Below are 18,821 nucleotides of genomic sequence, written 5' to 3'. Positions count from 1 at the left end.
CCAATCTCATCACTACTGGACCTTTTCCATGATGCCGATATCGCCGGCCGGGCTTAATTCCCTGATCCTGAACCGTTCTTCCAGCAACTCCGCAAGTTCGGGGTGGAGGCTGATGAACTGCCGGTCGACAATCACCTTCTCCGCAGCGCTCCCCAGATATTCGACGATCTTATTAAAATCCCGGGCAAGTAACAACTCCGTAATTCCTGGGATCTTCAATGGCGGCACAGTGCCGGATTCAAGGTAGTAGATCCCGGAATGCATCGACAGAATCAGCAGCTTCTCGCCCCTGAAGCTGTTTCGCCTTATAAAATCAACGTTCCGGGTTACCACCGTATTATCCCGCGCCAGGACAGGGCGTATTCTACTGATGATTGTCCCGGTAATCGCCGGAATATTCATCAAATATGTGGCTGAACCGAAAACAAAGCAAAAAGTGATCAGCAGAAACAAATACCGGTCACCCGGCAAAGGGGCGCTGCATGCCCTGTTAGCGAGCTTATCGGCATGGAGGATCAGAATCAGGATTGCCGGAAAGCTAACCGCAAGCAGGTTCAGGTCGTGACTTCTACCCTGATAATAGGCAAATAGCCCCACGCCCATGATTGAAAGGAAAAAGATCATGGCCGATCGGCCGGAATAGCGCCTGTCGGCAACGGGCCGGACTGAAGCGAGAAGCCCGTGGGCATATACCAGAATGACCAGCATCCAGGGATGCCACAACGGCATCGGCATCATGTAATACCCGTAAAGGTAGAACAATTGCTGGTACTGGAAAAACCCGCCAAACTCGGGGAAACTCCCGTACCTCATCCTCATGTAGGAAACAAATACCCCTGTGACCAGGGACAATGAAACTGCGGATGTCAGGAAATGGTAGCCCATCCTCCGGAAGTTCCGTTCAACAGCTTCCTGATAGATCAGGACCAGCAGCCACGAGAGAAACACCACAACCCCTGTTTCAAAATTCCAGAGCACACTCAGGGCAAAGAGCAGATGTGCCGTGAGATAGAGTCGCTTGGTGCCGGTCTGCAGGTATCTGAACACGAAATAGACCGCTACTGCCGGCCAGAAAAACCGGATCGGATGATACTGGAAAAAATTGTCCGGCTGGTGGACGACCCGGGAGAAAAAGAAACTGTAATAAACGAGACAAACAAACCCGAGATAACCGATGATCCGGCTGGAGCTGCTTTCCAGGATGAATCTCAGGAGGCAAACAAGGGCAACCCCCATGAGCAGCGACATGAGCAGGGAAAATTTCAGGACGCTGAGCCCGATGACCGCAAAGACCGGTTCTATGAAATGTGGGTAGAGCCCGTACTGATGCACGAGGTCCACAAGCAGTTCCTTACCGGCACAGACCTGCACCACGGCATGGAATACGGCGTTGAAGCTGTAATAAAAAATAGGTAGATTTTCAATTGATTCAAGCCCGATTATGGAATAGAGGCAGACAAGGATTATGGCCGAGGCCGCAACTGCCAGGGATATCCGGCGAATCGGCACGCGCAGATGCGAAACAATCCCCTTTTCGTCTCCGGAGAGCAGTATCACCCAGAGCAAAATGGCGGCAACGACCGTGGCAAGCATTGCGCCCGTGCCATTAAAAACACTTTTCTCCAGGAAATAGGGATTACTGCTGACGACAAACAACGCCAGTGCCGAAACCATCGCCAGTACAACAGGAACGGTCCACCGGCAGACAACCGCCATTATCTTTACCGGAAGCAATTTCACTAACCGTGAAAAAACGATCTGCCCGGCAAGCAATAATACCGGCACGATTACAACCCCGGAAAAGAACAGCAGCCGTTCCAGCGGTTCCGGAGCAAAATCCGCGGGATCGGCACAGAATATCGCCGTTATCCCGCGCTGGTCAAAGGGTGGCGGCGTGTAAAGTGCGGTGATTACTGCCGCAATAACTGCAAACAATAACGCTGCGGAAATCAGGCTGAGCGGACGGGTAACCCGCTCTGCCACGAGCGCCGGATCCAGTGGCGTTCTCTGTTTTTCTTCGGTATCGGCTTCAGACAACCGGATCATGCCTCAGCACCAGTCCATTATAAAAAAAGAATGACCGCTTCATGTTTCAATCGACTCGGATCTTATTCCAGCAGATCCTTCCTGATGTACCCTTTATACATATTGGTGGCATACTCTTCGTACAGATGCCTATGGCGGGACAGGAAATCTTGCACAACCAGGTCCCATCCCGGAGGGAAAAACTCATCCAGATTCTGGGGGACAATAAGTGCGGGAGCGCTTTTCTCCAACGCATTCATGAACGTTTCCGGGGCAAATGACCGACTCAGGGGGTCTCGTTCCTGAAATGCCCCCGACAGGCTCGGCCGGTCATCAAATATCTGGAAAGCGGCATCACGCCGGAACAAAGGGTGAAACGGCCAGGCAGCTACAACTGTTTCGTCCTTGGGGATAAGCGCCAGCAGGTCGTCATATTCATTCAAGATGTTTATGCCGGTTGGAGCCATTGTCACTTCGCCGATTATCGTTCTCGTGGTAGCCGTATTGCCGCGGGCGTTATACGCCGTAAGGTGGAATTCGTCGGCTACCCGGTCCAGCCTTGCCACAAGAATGGCAAAAGCAATTGTTACGAACAGGTACCGGGCATATCTTATCGTCCTTTGGCTCGAAACGGTTTCCGAATAGGCAACAGGGACAAAAAGGGCCAGGCAGAGCAATACCGGCGTGATGTATTGTTCGCAATATACAGCATCAAACAGCGTGGCAAGGAAACAGCCCAGCAGAATCCCCCCGCCACCCCAGATGAGGGGATCAGGTTTTCGCCAGCCGCTTACGGCATACCTGAGCCAGGCATAAATCCCTACGGCATACGAGAAAGAAAGCAGCAGATGGTGGCGGAGAAAAGTCCAGACATAAACGATGACCGGGGAATACATCGGCGAGCTGCCGATCTGTTCGTCGAGTACCGACGTGAATCTGAAATTGAACAGATAGGCGTATTTGAAATTGTCGATTATCGAACCGTGGTTCAGGCTGAAAATCGCGAAAATTATCGCCAATGCTGAAATAGCGCCGGCACAGAGCCCAGATATCACCATGGAAGGTTTTCGGTATGTTGCATAGCAGACCCAGAGATAGCCGAGCAAGCCGAAAAACAACGGGAAATGGTATTTGGGCATTATGAACAGCGAGATCAGACTGAGTGCCGAGCATAGCGCCAGCCGGAAAAAACCCGGTTCGGACATGATGATTGTCATTGCCAGGATCGCCGCCAGTGCCGCGAGGTGGTCGATGCTGTACTCGGAAAAAAAGACCCCGATGCTGCGGTCAGTGCTGATCAGGAGAAAAGGGAGCAGTGCAACGACCCAATCAGCGGAGATTCTACGGCCATGGGAATAATAAGCAAGCCCGAGGAGCGCGACAACTACTGCAGAAAAGAGCCGGAGTGCCAGCAGGACAAAGGCCGACTCCGGGAACAGCTTAAAATACGGCAGGGTGAGAAAATAGCCCAGTGTTGGATAGATGCAGAAGAAATCCACATTTGCCTTGAAGCCGGATGACAACAACCAGAGATAGCGGGTATGGATCGAACCGTCAAAAAAGGGGAAATGAGTAACGATATGCAATAAATAGATAATTGCCGAAATAAAGACAGAGGTGATAAAGAGGCTGTTGATGGCTTTGTCGGCAAGGCTATGCAGATTGATTTGAGATGTGTTATTCAATTTCTTTTGTCTTTCACCTGATATCTGCATCAAGAAATTGCGGATCATGCTTCAATACCAGTCAAGAGGCATCGGTTGCGGACCGGCAACCAGGAAATCCCCTGCCGCCTCGGCAGATCTCCCCATCGCTTTGAAGGCAAGGCCGCGCAGATAATTACACGACGGGTTAGGAGCAATGGCGATGGCAGCGGTCAGGTCTGCCACTGCCGCTCCGTATTGCCCCATAGCCCGGTAGGCGTCGCCACGAAAGGCATGGAGATTGTGCAGAACCGGAATCCCTCCCTGCCCCGCAATATCGATGGCGACTGACAGATCCTTGACCGCATCCGCGTAACGGCCAACGGAATAATAATACATCCCCCGCTCCACGTATGCCCTGCCGATCGGCTGCGATTCAAGCACCCGCGACCACAAGGTGCCGGTATTGTCCCAGACCCCGATCAGCCTGTAGGTCATCCCGCCATAGCAGACCAGCAGCAGCGCGATTGAGGCCAGCAATATCGGCCGGCAATTCTGCTGCCTCCCTGACCAGGTGACCAGGAAAAATGCGGCGCCGATTCCGGGAGCAATGGCGGGCAGATAGGTGAACCGGGCGGCCATCGCCTGCTCCCCGCCATTCTGGAGAAACGCCAGTACCGGCAGAAGCGGCAGGATAAAAAGCAGCCAGATTGCCGCGAGCCATTGCCGTCTCCCGGCGTTCGCCAGGCAGTAAACGGTGATTGCTACCGCTGCCGCGCATTTGATATAGAATGCTGCCGGCAGCTCCGGCGGGATCAGGTAAAACGGCCTTATCCCGACCGGAAAGAGCATCAGCCGCAGATATTCAAAGACGGCATTACCGGAGATGATCACCCGTTTACCAAAGGGGAGCGCCGCGTAAGAGAGGAAAAGCTCCCCCTGACGGGCAAAATGGATGGTTATGAGAGATACCGCCAGCGACAAGGCCAGAAACGGGAGTTTCTCGACCAGCAGAGAAACCAGGCCCTGCTTGCGAAACCGGCCTAGCGGAAACCAGTCCAGTATCAGGAACATGACCGGCAGGACCACGCTGACCGATTTTGCCGTAAGCGAAAGGGCGAACAGTATTATGGCCGCCAGGTAAAAACCGGTGCGAGCCCCTGCTTCCGGCACCCATTTCCGATCGGCATAGACCAGGTAGCAGAGTACCGACCCGAGCGTGAACACGCCGTTCAGCACGTCTTTTCGTTCCGTGATCCAGGCAACCGACTCGACCCGCAGCGGATGGAGGCCGAACAGGAGCGTTGCCAGCAGCAAGGCTGCTGCATATTCCCCCCTTGCGGTGCCGATCTCCTCGCATCTCCGGCGCAGTACCCTGTCGGCAATCAGGGCAACCAGCCCCGCATTAACCGCATGAAGAACTATGTTGGTGAGGTGATAGCCCAGCGGGTTCAGTTCCCAGAAATAATAGTCAACAGCTAAAGAGATCCATGTGAGCGGCATCCAGAAATCTATGTACGGCGCGGTAAAGACATTGGCAAGAAATGCCGGGCCAAAATGCCTGATCGGCAGGTTGTTAAGCACGAAACCGGGATCATCAAAGTTTACAAAGCCGCACGCCAGCGCCCGCAGATAGACAAGCAGGCAGAGCAGACCGGCAGCGATCGCTACATTAACAGCCGTATTCCCGGGAAGCTTTGTCATTTCACCCTTTGGTCCTTAGTTTATCCGGTAGATCATTATCGAATGGCCGACCTGCGCTATCGGCTCGTACTGCCTCATAAAGGCGTAATAGTCGTAATCCAGAGAGTATGGCGGATCGAGATAAGTCATGAGATACGGTAGCCCCTGGAGAAATGTGGCGCTGACAGCCACATACCCCGGTTTCGGCAGGTCGAGAAGCGGTTCGTAGTTTATGCCGTAGAACTCTGGGAAAGCATGGCCGAAATAGGCCAGTTGAATGCTTTCGATCCGGTTTTCCCGCATATACTGTTTCAGTGCCGGCAGGTCCTGCCCCCAGTCGAGATTGGAATCGATCAGGTACTTGTAGCCGTTTTTCGGGCCAGCGACCAGCTCGTTGAAATATGCGGTGTAATGCGGAGCTCTCGCGAGCACCGACAGGCAGTGAAACGCCAGCAGCCCCAGCAGCGCCAATCGCAACGTCCTGCGACCGGCACTCGCGGCAAAGACCCTGCTGTAGAAGTAACAGATAAACGGGTAGGCGGGCAACAGGTAACGTACCCCGATATCAAGCCTGTTCATGAAACTCAGCACAATGAAGAGCGTTGCCGGAAGATACCAGAGAAGCAGCCCCTCCTTGCGGTCCGGAGGGTGCACCCCAGCGCCGGACCTGACCAGAAAAACCAGCAAGAACATCAGGACGAACGGCACCGTCTCCTTGAGACAAAAAGCAACGGCATAATAGAACCAGAAACCGTTGGGAGACCACCGGCCATGAAAAAAAGCCGGGAACTCGGCATTGTCGCTGTCGCCTTTCTGGTGGTCGAATCCGAGGACCAGTTCTTTGGGGAGCGGCAGGGGGAGGTTCCCGACCGGGGTCAGACTCAGCGAATGCAGGGACCGGCTTTTCAGCTCCAGTTCGTTCAGGCGGTATCCGGCCCCCTTGAAACCGTACATTGCATTGAACAATACGAGGACGACCAGCACTGCTGCGAGCAGCGAGAGGAGGAGCGAGGCGAGCGACCTGGCGCCCCGACCGACAGGTATCCCCGTCCGGTTGGGCAACTTCTCCCCGAGCGTCGGCGCTCCTGTGCAGATAACCAGGAGCAACGGCGGGAGCAGAATCGTCGCCGTGAACTTGCACAGGAACGAAACGGCAAACATGGCAGCGATGCTGACCAGCCGGAACCAGGTTGGGGAGATGACCTGATCGATCATCTGGAACACCAGAACCGTCAGGGTAAGCGCGGCAATCACATCGGTCGTTGCGTAGTGGGAATGGGCGAGCAGCGTCGGCGAAAAGGCCAGGAAGGCGGTGCCGAAGAGTGCGGCATCATGACCGAAGCTTTGGCGCGCCCGGCGATACAGGTAAACCAGACAGAGCGTTGCGGCGAGGAGATTCACCGACCTGGCCGCGGTAACGAAGAAGGAATAATTGCCGGGGTTGGCCTTCATGAAATCGGTCGCCATCAGCCAGCCATCCCATCCCGGATAGCTCCCGTCCTGTACTGGTGGATGAAGCGGCTGTGCGCCGACGAGATGGGCGGGAAGGCTGAAGGCGAGCTTCCAGAGCGGCGGGGTAGCGCGGTCGAAAGAGAAGTCACCGCTCTGCCAGTAGTAGACACCGGTGGAGATATGGCGGAATTCGTCGATGGTAGGCGATTCGCGAAGTCCGGCGCTGAACGACAACCCGAAGAACATGAGCAGGAGCAGCGGCAGCGATATCCGCTTGGCAATTTTCATAATCCACCCGCTATCGGCACAATCAGGGCCAGGTCAGTGGCCAGTGCCGTCCTGACGGCAGTTATTGCTTCGAGGAGCAGAGCCAGCAAGGATACGGCAATCAGGACATTTGCCGCATTCCTGCGAAACCCGGTCAAGGCATCCTCTTTATATGCAGCAATGGTTTCACCCAGCTGGGAGGCAAAGAGCAGGGTAACCGGAGGAGTTGCGAGTATAACGTAACGCAACACCTTTGAATACCCGATTGAACCGAGCAGGACATGAAACAAGACCACAATCCCCCCCCATAATATAAGGGCGGACCAGAGCCGTACCTTGCCGCTGTTTCGCCAGGAAACCAAAGGGAGCAGCAGCGCCGGCACGACTGTCCACTGCACCCTGGGGAACAGGGAAAGGTACGCCAGCGGCGAGCGCTCCACAGTCAGGAAATGGATATATGGACTGCTCAGGACCAGGGTTTCCGAGGGCCTCCCCGCCCAGCCGGGGAATGCCGTTCCGTAGACCGACCACTGCCAGTAGCTCCAAGGTATTTGCAGCAACAGCGCCGGCACCAGCATGGCAAAGGCAAACCCGGCCAGGGTCCGCAGCCGCTTCTGAGGCAGAATATGCCAAAGGACCAGAATGAGCCCCGGCACGACCAGAAAGGCGGTAATCTTTATCAGGCTGGCGTAGCCGAGGACCAGGCCGCCGACAACGGCCCAGGACAGGCTCCCGCGCTTTGCACTCATTGCCAGCAGGGCAGCGGCGAGCATGGTAAAGGCCAGCAGCGGTCCGTCGAGCCAGAATTTCGTATTGACCTGCACGACAATCGGGTTAATGGCTGAGAGCAGCGCCACCATCGGCAACACCAGCCCGGGCGGAGCCAGATCAAGCGATCTGGCCAGGGCAAGCATGCTCCAGAAAAACAGGGCGTAGCAGCAGAGCTGTACGAGAGGGAACCCCCAGGGACCGGCCAGCCGCCAAAAGAGCCAGCACAGGGCTATCCCGCCGGGAGGATGGAAGAACAGCGGCCGGTCATACTGGTACGCGTCGATCACCCCTTCGGCAAGCAGATTGCTCCCCTGGAGAGTGTACCCTTTACCGCTGTCCAGCTGCTCGACGAGAGTCATGTAGATCAGCTCGTCCCCTTCCTGGTGCTGACCGGTAAAAACGGTCACCCGCAAACAGAGTCCGGCAATAAAGATCAGGAGGACCACCGGCAGACAATACCGCCGGTATGAATCGGTTCCAGGCCAGGTCACGGCGCACGTCTCCCGCAAAACCGGCATGACGCGATTGCGATCACGGCCAGCAATAGGAAACCGGCTGCCACATACACTCCGGCACGGAAATAGGGATCCACAAAGCTTATCCTCACCTCGTGCCGCCCTGGCGGGACGACCACCAACATCTGGCCATCGCCGGTTTCGGCTATACCTGCCGGCTTCCCGTCGATATCCGCCTTAAAGAAGCCGTTGTACAGGACATTGACGAGCAGTGGCCCGGCAGTTGCCCGTTCCGTAACAGTGAAGATCGAGTTGGTAGTGAACCGGTGCGGCACTCCCCCGGCTCCAGGGTTGTCGAGCCAGTATACAAAGGGCCTTGCAGAGCGGTCCCGCAGCACAATCCGCCTCTCGTCACGGAAAACCTGCTCAAGCCCGCCAATGCCCTGCAGGTTTACCCCTCTGTCAACGACATACCACTTTACCCCCCACTCCCGGAAGTAGTCCAGAGGCAGCGCTGCCGGGATGTCCAGAGGTGCCCCGGGCTGCAGGTTGAAATCTGCCCGGATGTTCAAACCGAGCGCGGCATCGAGATTTTTTTGCGACACCAGCAGCTCGTAACCGGCAAAGTGGTAAAGCCCGAACAGCGTCGCATAATTGAACCCGAGCTGCGGCACGGAATAGCCGTATATCTGCTTTTCCCCCTCCTTCACCCGGCTCGGGCAGATGCTCACGATCCTCCCATCCGCAAGCATGCTCTGCAGCGGCTCTGCAAACGGCGGCGCATCGAAATGCCTGGAAAACATCCGCTGGGGCGTGCCGGCATACAGAATCAGGAAGTTGGCGATATGGCAGACGAACAGGACCGATAGCGCAACAGCGGTAAAGCCACGGCTCCGGCCCGCAGACGCAAACCTGCGGTACCAGGCATCGAAACCGAAAGAGGCGACCGCGATCAAGTAGAAACTGGTGAAAAAACCCAGTTTGAAAGGCCAGCGCAGGCGGTTATGAAACGGGATCTGGTAAAACAAGCGGGTTACGAAGGTATCGGACGCCCAGAGCAGTGAAAACAGCGCGATCACGGCCAGGGAGATGACAACCTTCCGCTTGGCCTGATCCTGCCAATAAGCCGCAATGAGGAAGAAAAGGGTCAGATAGCCGATATGTGAGATAAACTGCTGCTCGGTCCAGCTGTTTACCGCCATATCAGAAAACGGCATGATCAGGCCGTTTAACCAGTCCGCCAGCCGATAACTGAACTGGGAAAACTCCTCCCAACCTAGGGGTCGCTGCCGGTCTGCGGATATGCTCACCTGGTGCAGCGCCGGGAGAAGCAGCGGCGCGGCGAGCAGGAACACACAAAGATAATTGACCGCCTGGCGGCAGGCAAAAGCGGCAAAGGGGCGCCACCCTCCTCTGACGCCGGATGCAAAGTAAAGAACGGTGACCGTCAAAAGATCGAACGTAACCGTGTAGATGAAATAAGGCGGGTAGCCGAGGAACAGATCGATAACCCGCACCAGCGCCAGCAGGACGAATACCTTCAGGCTGAACCCCTCGGCCATCTTCAGGGAAAACAAGAGTATCCAGGGAAGATAGGCCGCGTAACCGACGACCTGAATCCACGAATTGCCGACCACAATGACAAAGCCGCAGAATGCCCAGGCAATTGCGCCAAAGCAACCTGCAATATTGTGTAATCCGAAATGTTGCATCAGCCGGGAAAAACCGGTTGCTGCGAGCAGCAGGTGAAACAGGGCGATGAATTCCATGGCGCCGTAATAATGCCCGAACAGGACGCTGCTCAGGATCAGGGCAAGGTAGTTAGGCAGATATAGCGACGCGGACTGGATGCAGGCATGGACAGGGGTACCGAGGTATTGATGGAAATTGAACAGCGGGAACTCGCCAGCCAGGATGGCTCTGATGTTATGGATGTAATACGGCAGGTTCTGATCCCGGTTGTCGTCCTGAAGAAAGTACCAGGGGTGTTGCCACTCTATGGCGGCAAAGATGGCGAGCACCAGCACACCGAGCAATAGATCCCAGCGGTATCGGGTTACCGGCGGTTCAACATGCGGGGAGATTGTCATGATCGAATGCTCTCCCACTCACCGGATCCCCTGCGCATAAGTGCACGTAGCTCCCTGACCGTTTCGAACATATGGCGCAGCCTGACCGTAGATGCGCCGTGCGCTCTGCGCCGGCTCTCCACCCCGAGTTCCAGCACACCGGTCTTTTTCTGTTTCGCCAGGAAAACGATCTCCGTATCGATGAAAAAACCGCACGAACGCAGATCCAGTGACTGGATCAGGGTGGCCTTGAACAGCTTCAATGGGCAGTTTACATCCTTGAGCCTGATCCCCAGCAATATCCGGATAAGAAAGGCATACCCCTTGGAGAATATCCGGCGGGATAACGAGTCATCTCTTTTCTGCCGATACCCGACGACCATGCCGTATTGTCCCGCGTTGGCGATAAAGCGGGGGATGTCCGTCAATGGTATCTGGAGATCGGCATCGGTAAAGATGATGTATTCCATCGTTGCGGCACGGAAACCGGAGCGCAGCGCCGCCCCTTTCCCCTGATTGGTATTGAGTGCTATCAGCCTGATATTCGGATTGGCGGCAGACAGTTCACTAACGATAGCAGCTGTAGCGTCTCTGCTGCCGTCATCGACGACAATCAGCTCATATTCGGCAACTTCGCCGGAGATAGCGGCAACAACCCTTGCTACGGCCTCGGCAATGCTTCCTTCCTCATTATAGGCAGGAATCACTACCGATAGGCGGATTCCTGCCGATCGTGATGCCTGATCAGAGGCAGTAGTTGGCGTAACCGGTTGATGATCGGCTGATCTCATTCAAATCTCGTGGTAAATTTGACGCCCAGTTTCCGGGCCAGTTCCAGTTGTCGGATCCGGGCCGATTTCAGTACGGGATTGGGCTCCTGGCAGGCGCCATCACCTGAGCCCCGATAGAAATCCTCGACGCACTCCAGGATTTCGATGCTTTCCTGCCGGCAGACCAGGTACATATCCGTTGCCCAGTTATCCCAATAAGCGGCAAAACAGAAGCACCACAAAAAAGCCAGTATCACAGCGGCTTGCCGCGCCTGCCTGATGGCAAGCCACCAGGCCAGGGCGGCATAAGGGATTAGCAGGAAACCGAACTCCGCATATCTCGAGGTTTTCGGTGGGGTGAGAACCGTGCGCCCCATGCTTATGGCCGCCAGCACGGCAAAGATCCCCAGAATTGCCGTCACTACTATCCAGGTGGAATTCCTGTTGCGGCTTTCCTTGTCTTTGAGCAGCAGAACAATGGGCATGACAGTAAGGAAAACGCAGGCCAGCCCGGGCAGCAGCCCCATATCATCAATACCGAACCCAAAGGCGACAACGTTCAAGAAGTAATCCCAAAACCTGGCATCAAAAGGGGACAGCCACGGTTGCGACCACATCGGCTTCCGGTAACCGTAGAACCAGAGAGCAATGCCGCTGCCGGCAATGATCCAATTCGTGGCGATAAAGCCTATGCCCGCTCTCGACGCAATGCGATTACGCGCGATTCCGGAGAGGACAAAACCGCTGGTTAGCACCAGATAAACCGCGGCAAAGATCACCCCCCCGGAAAAATTGTAAACCCCGAGTACGGCCAGCAGCGAAAAGATTAACCCGTCCCGGATAGTCGGCTCTTCCTTGTAGGCATAGATGAGAGCGGCAACCGAGAAGAGCAGTTGCAGATGTATCGTGGAAGCCATTCCCCATAACTGGGTTTCAAAGGCTATCGGTGACAGCAGGAATACCATGAATGCCGGGAACAGGAGAAAGTTTTCCTTGCCGACCACAATCTCTTTCAGCTTTTTTACTGCCAGAAGCAGACAGCCGAAGAACAGATTGTTCAGAAAAATGCTGTAGACAACATCAAAACCGAACAGTTTCAGGTTCAGCCAAGCCGTGAAATTTGTCAGCACCTGGCGATGATCGTTGTGAAAACTAAAGAGCCATTTCCAGGAAAAGCCGTTTGGCAGGGCTTCCGGGTCAAAATAGGTCCATTCGTCCTGAAACGGCACATCGACGCCGTATTCCCTTATCTGGTAAAACCGGTAGAGATACAGTGCCCAGACAACAAGCCACGCCACTCGTGCCAGATAATGGTCGACAAGATCCTGCCGCGAACGGTGATTGGGCGTCGGACTGAAAACCCAAGCCAGTCCGAAGAAGAGTCCCAGGGCAATAATGACCGCAACTACAGACCGGAACTCATTACTGTTGGCAAAACCGAGTTGCGGGATTGCAGTAATGCTGATGGATCCATCACTGTTCAGCGCAATGCCGGGACGACCTTCCGGACAAGGCTCGCTCTTGCGGATGACGGGACTCCAGATCTTTTTACTGCACCCTCCTTGCGAATACCAGGAATAGCTGACGGTATCGTTATACAGGGAAATGGTGCCGATTTCATAACTCCCGTATCGGCCAACAGGGATTATGGTTATCGATTTGGTCTTGATTGCCGGCAACTCAACCAGGTACTGGCGTTCGTTACCGGAGTTATCGGTTATCTCTAAAGTTTTCGTGTATTTTCTGCTACTGCCGTCCGCTTCGGCTTGCACTGTCCATCTGCCCGTCTCCAGGCTCTTTGCGTCGAGACGCAATACCGGACTTTTGTATTCAATAGCCGAGAAGGTGAAAATGCCGGCCAGCAGTGAGATTACGGCAACAACCGACAAAAGAACCTTTTTGCCGGGCAGTCCGGATACCGTTCCGGTTCCGTTTGCATTTTTCGAGGTAGAGTCTGTCATAACCGCGGTCTTTGCCTGGGACCGTCACCTTCCAAATCGTCTCTGAATCATTTCGAGTATCCGCTGCTCAAAAACCGTATCAGTAGTTTTTCTGACAAAGATATTTATGAAAGATCTTGCTATACGCCGGGGCCGCAACAAATATGAAAGCCCGTAAAACAAGGACATCCCGATGATCCTGGCCAGAGCCACGATATACCCGGACATCTTTTCGGTGTACATTGTCCGGGAACTCAACACCATCTGCCCGATCAATGTATCGAAATATTCATCATTAATCTCAGGGATCCTGTTGTTGCTCCGCAGATACTCGAACAGTTCGGATCCCGGGTAAGGGGCGAAAAGATAGAGAGGCGCATCGTCAACGCCGACCAGGGCGAGCCGCAACTGAAAGACCAAGGTTTCCAGCAAATTGGCGATGGTTTCGCCGGGAAAACCTACCACCAGATTGCACCGGGTAATGATTCCCTGTTTGACCGCGATTCGAACCGATTGGAGAAGCGCATCGAGATTCAGCTCCTTGTTCAGGGATTTCAATGTCGCCGGTGAACCGCTTTCCGGCGCATAGACCAGATATCGGCAATTGGTAGCGGCTAGGCTCTCTATCACCTCCTGGTCAAGGGCTTCAGAGCGGGTGCCGGTCGGCAGGCACCAGACCACATTGAGGTTTTTCTCCCGATAGAGCCGGCAGAACTCCAGAATCCATTCTTTGCTGATGATTGCCGTAAGGTCGTAGAAGTGTACGTGGGTAACCCGGTATTTGTCGCTATACAGCTTGATTTCATCGATAACGTTCGCAGGTGAACGCATCACGTATCTCTGGCCCCACATGTTGCTGCTCGAACAGAAACTGCACCGGAACGGGCAGCCGCGCGTGGCGACAATCGGGATGGTGCGGCCGCTCTTGGGCCCGGAACCGCCATAACTGGCCGACAGATAGGTTTCGATCGGTATTTTATCCCAGGCAGGCCACGGCAGAGAGTCCAGATCGCTGATCCGGTGTCGCCTCGGATTGCATACCACCTCCCCCCCGTCCCGGTAGCAGAGACCGGCAATCTCCCTGGGATCCTTACCAGACCGGATGGCGGCTATGAATTCGAGAAGCAGTCCCTCCCCTTCTCCGGTGCCGCAATAATCCAAAGCGGCACAATCCCGGAGGCTGAAGGCAGGAAGTGCCGTTATATGCTCGCCACCGGCAATTATAACCAATCCGGGGTTTCTGCTCTTTATCAGAATCAGAAGATCCCTTATCAGCGGCCATTCCTGGGAAAACATCACCGAAACCGCCAGGATATCGGAATCTGGCGCTACCCGGGCAACAACCTTTTCGAATGTCAGACCCTGCAGCACTCTCTGCCTGGGCATCTCTTCCAGATGATGGAGATCTTCGCCGATTGCGTCTATGGCGTCGACACGATAGCCATGTTTTTCCAGAGTAGCCGCCAACGAGGCTATTGCTATGGGGGGCGTGATCGGAACACTGAACGAATGCTTCGGGTATATGACCGGAGGGCGCAAAATAGTGACCGGTTTATCGGCAACTCTAATCCCGGGACTGGCTGTTGAGCCGCTGGCAGCGTTAAGACTCATTTTTACTCTGCACCCTTCCCCAGATCGAACATCACCCATTTCCCCGAAACTGTAACTGCTGCGTTCGGGGTTGAATAAAGGGTATCGAAAAAATTGGCATACTGCGAATCGTTCCGGCAGATCACATACCTGCAGTTGAATCGTGAGCGGATGATTTCCGCGGCATCGCGCGGCGCCTCCAGCGGCAAGCGGTACCAGAGGTCATACAGGACCGGGTCTTTCATGTAAAACAGCGTCGGGTCTGCTGCTACCATGAAATACCGATCAGGCAAGTCTGCCATCAAAACCCCGGTATATTCCCATCCGCAGGTGAAAACCCTCGCTCCCGCAGGTATTTTCTGCTGATACTCCTTGACCGTATCCGGTTCGAAATAGCTGCTTCTGCCGGGGAGGTACCCCATGACCTCATACGGGTAACTCCCGAACAGCAATGTATATAGCAGTGACAACGCGCAAAGCCAGGGCGCCAGGTACCGAATGTGCAATTCCCTTGAGGAAAGAGCCAGGGCAACCACTGAAAACGGCACGAAATATTCGGTAAATCTGCCACTCTTGACGGTAAGAAGGCAGAAAAAGAGTGCCGCGACAGAAAACGCCAATGCCGCGGGATCTCTTTTGCGCGCCTTCCAGGCAATGAAAGCAGCGGCACCCGCCATGATCACGGCAAGCAGCAGATACTGCAACCAGCCGTCAATCGGGTACGGATTGAATTCAGCTCCGAGAGAGATGTTCTCCCTGCCGCGCCATGCCCCCTGAAACAGTATCTCCGACATATGCAACCAGTTGATTGCAAGCAGATTCACTGTATTCGGGTGCACCACCACCCCTGCCGTCACTCCTCCGAGCACGGCAAGGATTGCCCTGAAATCGATTTTCCCCCCGGAGACCAGGCGTGCCGTCTCTGCAGCAAACAGAAGCAGCAACGGCAACTGCCAGAAAGCTACATAGGAAAGCGGATAGAGCAACGAGACAGCGAACAGTATCCGCATTCTTCCCCGAAGATAGGCCCAGAGGAACACAATGGCAAGGGCGATGGAGAGCAGGTGCGGACGCACCATGGCAAACCGGTAGACAAAGGCGCTCGCACCCATAGGAAGGAGTGCCCAGAGAACGGCATACCGTACCTTCTCGAAACGCGCGACAAGATAGATGGCGGTCAATATCAAGGTACCGCAGATAACTCCAACGACACGTGAAGCATCGACAAGTCCCAATCCGATGAATGGCAGAAAAAGGAGGTGAAACAGGAACTCCTTGTCCGCATAGCTTTTCGCCTGAAGGCTGAACGGAGTCCAGGGAAAGCTGTCCAGAACCCCATAATCTCTTATCAACCGGGAAACCGAGTAGTGATAAGCAGTGTCATCTTCGAGAGGATACGGCAGATACAGCTGCAGTATCGCTACAATGACGATGAACAGGAGCACGCAGAGCGGGGCCTCCCACCTTTTTGCACAGCGCCATGAAAATGTACTGGTGTCGTTGCATTCATTGCCGGTCATGGTGCTATGACTTCCCTCGCGTATCACCCACTTGCCCTCTGTTCGTTCCGGTCGCCCCGAGATCAAATAGCAGCCATTTATCATTGGAGAGCAGCACTTTTACCCTTGCGTCGACCGCTAATGCATTAAAAAATGGCCATAGCTCAGTATGGTTCTGGCTGATCACATACCTGCTGTCGAATCGCGTCCGGACAATATCCGCGGCATTACCGGGCGCATCGAGCAAGAGGTGATACCAGTCAGTGTAGAGTTTAGGATCGCTTTTGTACATAAGGGTCGGATCCAGCGCTACCATATAATACCGGCCCGGCAGATTCAAAAGCAGGCTTCCGGTGTATTCCCACCCGGTTGTGAAGACCTTGGCCCCAACCGGCACCTCCCTTGCCATCAAATGCACCACCTCCGGCTCCATCACCCATTTGCTAATCTCGGGAGAGCGAAGCATGACAAACGGCCCCGTAGCTACCGTTAGGGTGAACATAAGCGATATTGCCAGCAATGCCGGCGCCAGATGGCGCCAGGCAATCCATCGCGACACAAGGGCAAGCGCCAGAACTGCAAGCGGGACAAAGTACTCGAGAAACCGGTTCGTCCTGGCCGTCAGCAGGCCGAACAGCAGTGCAGCCAGGGCAACCGCAAGCGGCAGAGCATCGGCTTTGCGGTGCCGCCATGACACATTCAGCGCCCAAATGGCCATGCCTGCAGGAGCCAGCAGGTATGTCAGCCACTCCGAAATGGTCAGCGGGTCAAACTCCTGTCCCATGTTGAATTCGACCTTATTCCCCCATGCGTTCCTCATGAGGACATCAGTCATATGAACCCAGTTGATTGTCATCAAATTGATTGAATTCGGGTGAAGAGCAATGCCGATGGCAACCCCGGCGCACACCGTCAGTAACTGCTTTGGCGTGAACCTTTCTTTGGCAGTTCTGCGGGCAGCCTCTGTTGCTGCAACCAGTAGTAGCGGAATTTGCCAGAAAGCAACGTACGACAAGGGGTAGAGCACTGAAACTGCCAGCAACAGCCAATATCGTCTCCGGCTGTAACTCCACAAAAATGCCAGAGCCAGTGCAATGGAAAACAGTTGCGGCCTCACCTGGGCAAACCGGTAGGCAAACAGGCTCACTGTCAGCGGCAGCAGTGTCCAGAGCCCGGCGTTCCGGATTTTTTCTCTGCGGAGTAAGGTATACAGTGTAACTAGGATGAGCGACCCGCCGATTATGCCGACAGCACGCGAAGCATTGACAAAGCCGAGCGCAGAAAACGGGATAAAGAGTAAATGAAAAAGGAACTCCTTGTCGCCATAATGGTCAAACTGCAGGCTGAAACGAGTCCAGGGGAAATTGACTAATATGCCGTTCTTTCTAATCAGTTCACTGACGGAAAAATGATAGGCCGTGTCGTCATCAATGGGATAAGGGAGATAAAACTGCAGAAAGGCTACCAGTACGAAGAATATAGCGCCCCAAACAAGGGATTCAAACTTGCAGGCATCTATTCCTTCTTGAGGAACTGCGCTGAACTCCGATTCTCCGCCCATACTTCAAGATATCCCGAATTTCAGTTTGAGTTTCAAGAACCCCTTGAAAGATGCAGTCAGCAACATGAGGCCGTGCTTGAGCGTTTTCATCTTAGATTCGCCGGAAATTCTCGGTTGATACCGTATCGGTACCTCGACGATTTTAAGGTTCAACTGCGAAGCGCCGAAAAGAAGGTCGAAATCGGGCCAGGCCTCATCCTTCATGACAATGCGCTGGTAGTCCTTGCGAAACATGCATTTTGTACCGCAAAGCGTATCAGTAACCTTTTGGTTGAGCAGATAGGAAAATATCAGAGAAAATATCGTATTCCCGAACATATGTACCGGCCCCATCGCCTTGTCGGCCAGCGGATACACCATACGGGTGCCGTTGACAAATTCCGCGTGGCGCGATTCAAACGGCGCAATGAACAATGGCAAATCTTCCGGCATGACCGTCATGTCGGCGTCAAGAATAACTAGAACATCTTTAGTTGCCAGATCAAGGCCGCATTTCGTAGCATAACCCTTGCCTCTGTTTACACGGTTATCAACGAACCTGATTCTGCTGTTATTCACCATCAGTTCTTGCACTACTTCGGCAGTCCGGTCGCTTGACCCATCATTGACAACAATGATTTCATAATCCCGCTGCAGATCAGGGATCCGGTTTATGCACTGGGCGATATTGCCCTCTTCGTTATAGCAGGGGACCATGACGGAATAGCTGTATTCGCGTTTCTGCTTGACCGGCAGGGCGTCAGAGATTATGCAGGAATTTACTTTAGGCCGGGGAGAGAAATCTGCCAGATAAAGTAGTGTTTCGATGAGTGATCGCGGAATCCAGTTATTGATCTTCTTTTCTTCACTGATTAGAAGAGATCTTATCCTTCTCAGTAAAGTAAGTCTCTTTACCTCTGACATTATCAGCTTGCTGTCATCGTGACACAACTCCCTGATCTTCAAGAAAGTAGTAAACACGTCCTCAATATATGGGAGGATGTCATCAATGATCACATAATCAAATTTTTGATCTGTCCCATAATCGCTAATGTATTTATCTAGTAAAGCAGAAGCCTCAACAATGCCGCACTGACTCGCATTCGTTGTTAAGGCT

12 protein-coding genes are annotated in these 18,821 nt (G+C 54.1%); all 12 read right to left on the bottom strand.

The window, feature by feature from the left end; genetic code table 11:
• Positions 1-12 precede the first annotated feature (12 nt).
• The gene (locus tag OR1_RS13800; RefSeq protein ID WP_041972484.1) at positions 13-2,046 is read right to left on the bottom strand and encodes a hypothetical protein; all 2,034 of its coding nucleotides are present in this window, start codon (positions 2,044-2,046) and stop codon (positions 13-15) included.
• 62 nt (positions 2,047-2,108) lie between these two features.
• Positions 2,109-3,710 (bottom strand): hypothetical protein, encoded by a 1,602-nt coding sequence (locus OR1_RS13795; RefSeq protein ID WP_152609901.1) that lies wholly within the window; start codon positions 3,708-3,710, stop codon positions 2,109-2,111.
• Between the two features lie 51 nt (positions 3,711-3,761).
• Positions 3,762-5,372: a tetratricopeptide repeat protein gene (locus OR1_RS13790; RefSeq protein ID WP_041972482.1), complete on the bottom strand. Its 1,611-nt coding sequence runs from the start codon at positions 5,370-5,372 to the stop codon at positions 3,762-3,764.
• A 15-nt stretch (positions 5,373-5,387) separates the two neighbouring features.
• A complete protein-coding gene (locus OR1_RS13785; RefSeq protein ID WP_041972481.1) occupies positions 5,388-7,091 on the bottom strand; it encodes a glycosyltransferase family 39 protein in 1,704 nt (567 codons plus the stop codon).
• Entirely contained in the window at positions 7,088-8,332 is a 1,245-nt protein-coding gene (locus OR1_RS13780) for a glycosyltransferase family 39 protein (RefSeq protein ID WP_041972480.1), read from the bottom strand. Before OR1_RS13780 ends, OR1_RS13785 begins: the two co-directional genes overlap by 4 nt.
• Entirely contained in the window at positions 8,329-10,386 is a 2,058-nt protein-coding gene (locus OR1_RS13775; protein WP_041972479.1) for a hypothetical protein, read from the bottom strand. Before OR1_RS13775 ends, OR1_RS13780 begins: the two co-directional genes overlap by 4 nt.
• The gene (locus OR1_RS13770) at positions 10,383-11,156 is read right to left on the bottom strand and encodes a glycosyltransferase family 2 protein (RefSeq protein ID WP_041972478.1); all 774 of its coding nucleotides are present in this window, start codon (positions 11,154-11,156) and stop codon (positions 10,383-10,385) included. The genes OR1_RS13775 and OR1_RS13770 overlap by 4 nt, the downstream gene beginning before the upstream one ends.
• Positions 11,153-13,096, bottom strand: coding sequence for a hypothetical protein (locus OR1_RS13765; RefSeq protein ID WP_041972477.1), 1,944 nt, complete (start codon positions 13,094-13,096; stop codon positions 11,153-11,155). The genes OR1_RS13770 and OR1_RS13765 overlap by 4 nt, the downstream gene beginning before the upstream one ends.
• Before the next feature lie 24 nt (positions 13,097-13,120).
• Complete coding sequence (locus OR1_RS13760; protein ID WP_041972476.1) at positions 13,121-14,686, bottom strand: B12-binding domain-containing radical SAM protein; 1,566 nt, start codon at positions 14,684-14,686, stop codon at positions 13,121-13,123.
• A 2-nt stretch (positions 14,687-14,688) separates the two neighbouring features.
• Positions 14,689-16,185, bottom strand: coding sequence for a hypothetical protein (locus tag OR1_RS13755; RefSeq protein ID WP_041972475.1), 1,497 nt, complete (start codon positions 16,183-16,185; stop codon positions 14,689-14,691).
• Positions 16,186-16,189: 4 nt separating this feature from the next.
• On the bottom strand, positions 16,190-17,725 hold the full coding sequence (locus tag OR1_RS13750) for a hypothetical protein (RefSeq protein ID WP_041972474.1): 1,536 nt from the start codon (positions 17,723-17,725) through the stop codon (positions 16,190-16,192).
• A 3-nt stretch (positions 17,726-17,728) separates the two neighbouring features.
• Complete coding sequence (locus tag OR1_RS13745; protein WP_160295256.1) at positions 17,729-18,685, bottom strand: glycosyltransferase family 2 protein; 957 nt, start codon at positions 18,683-18,685, stop codon at positions 17,729-17,731.
• Positions 18,686-18,821: the final 136 nt, after the last annotated feature.

Source organism: Geobacter sp. OR-1, from assembly GCF_000813145.1.
GTDB lineage: Bacteria > Desulfobacterota > Desulfuromonadia > Geobacterales > DSM-12255 > Geoanaerobacter.
This window is presented reverse-complemented; position numbering and strand designations above follow the sequence as displayed.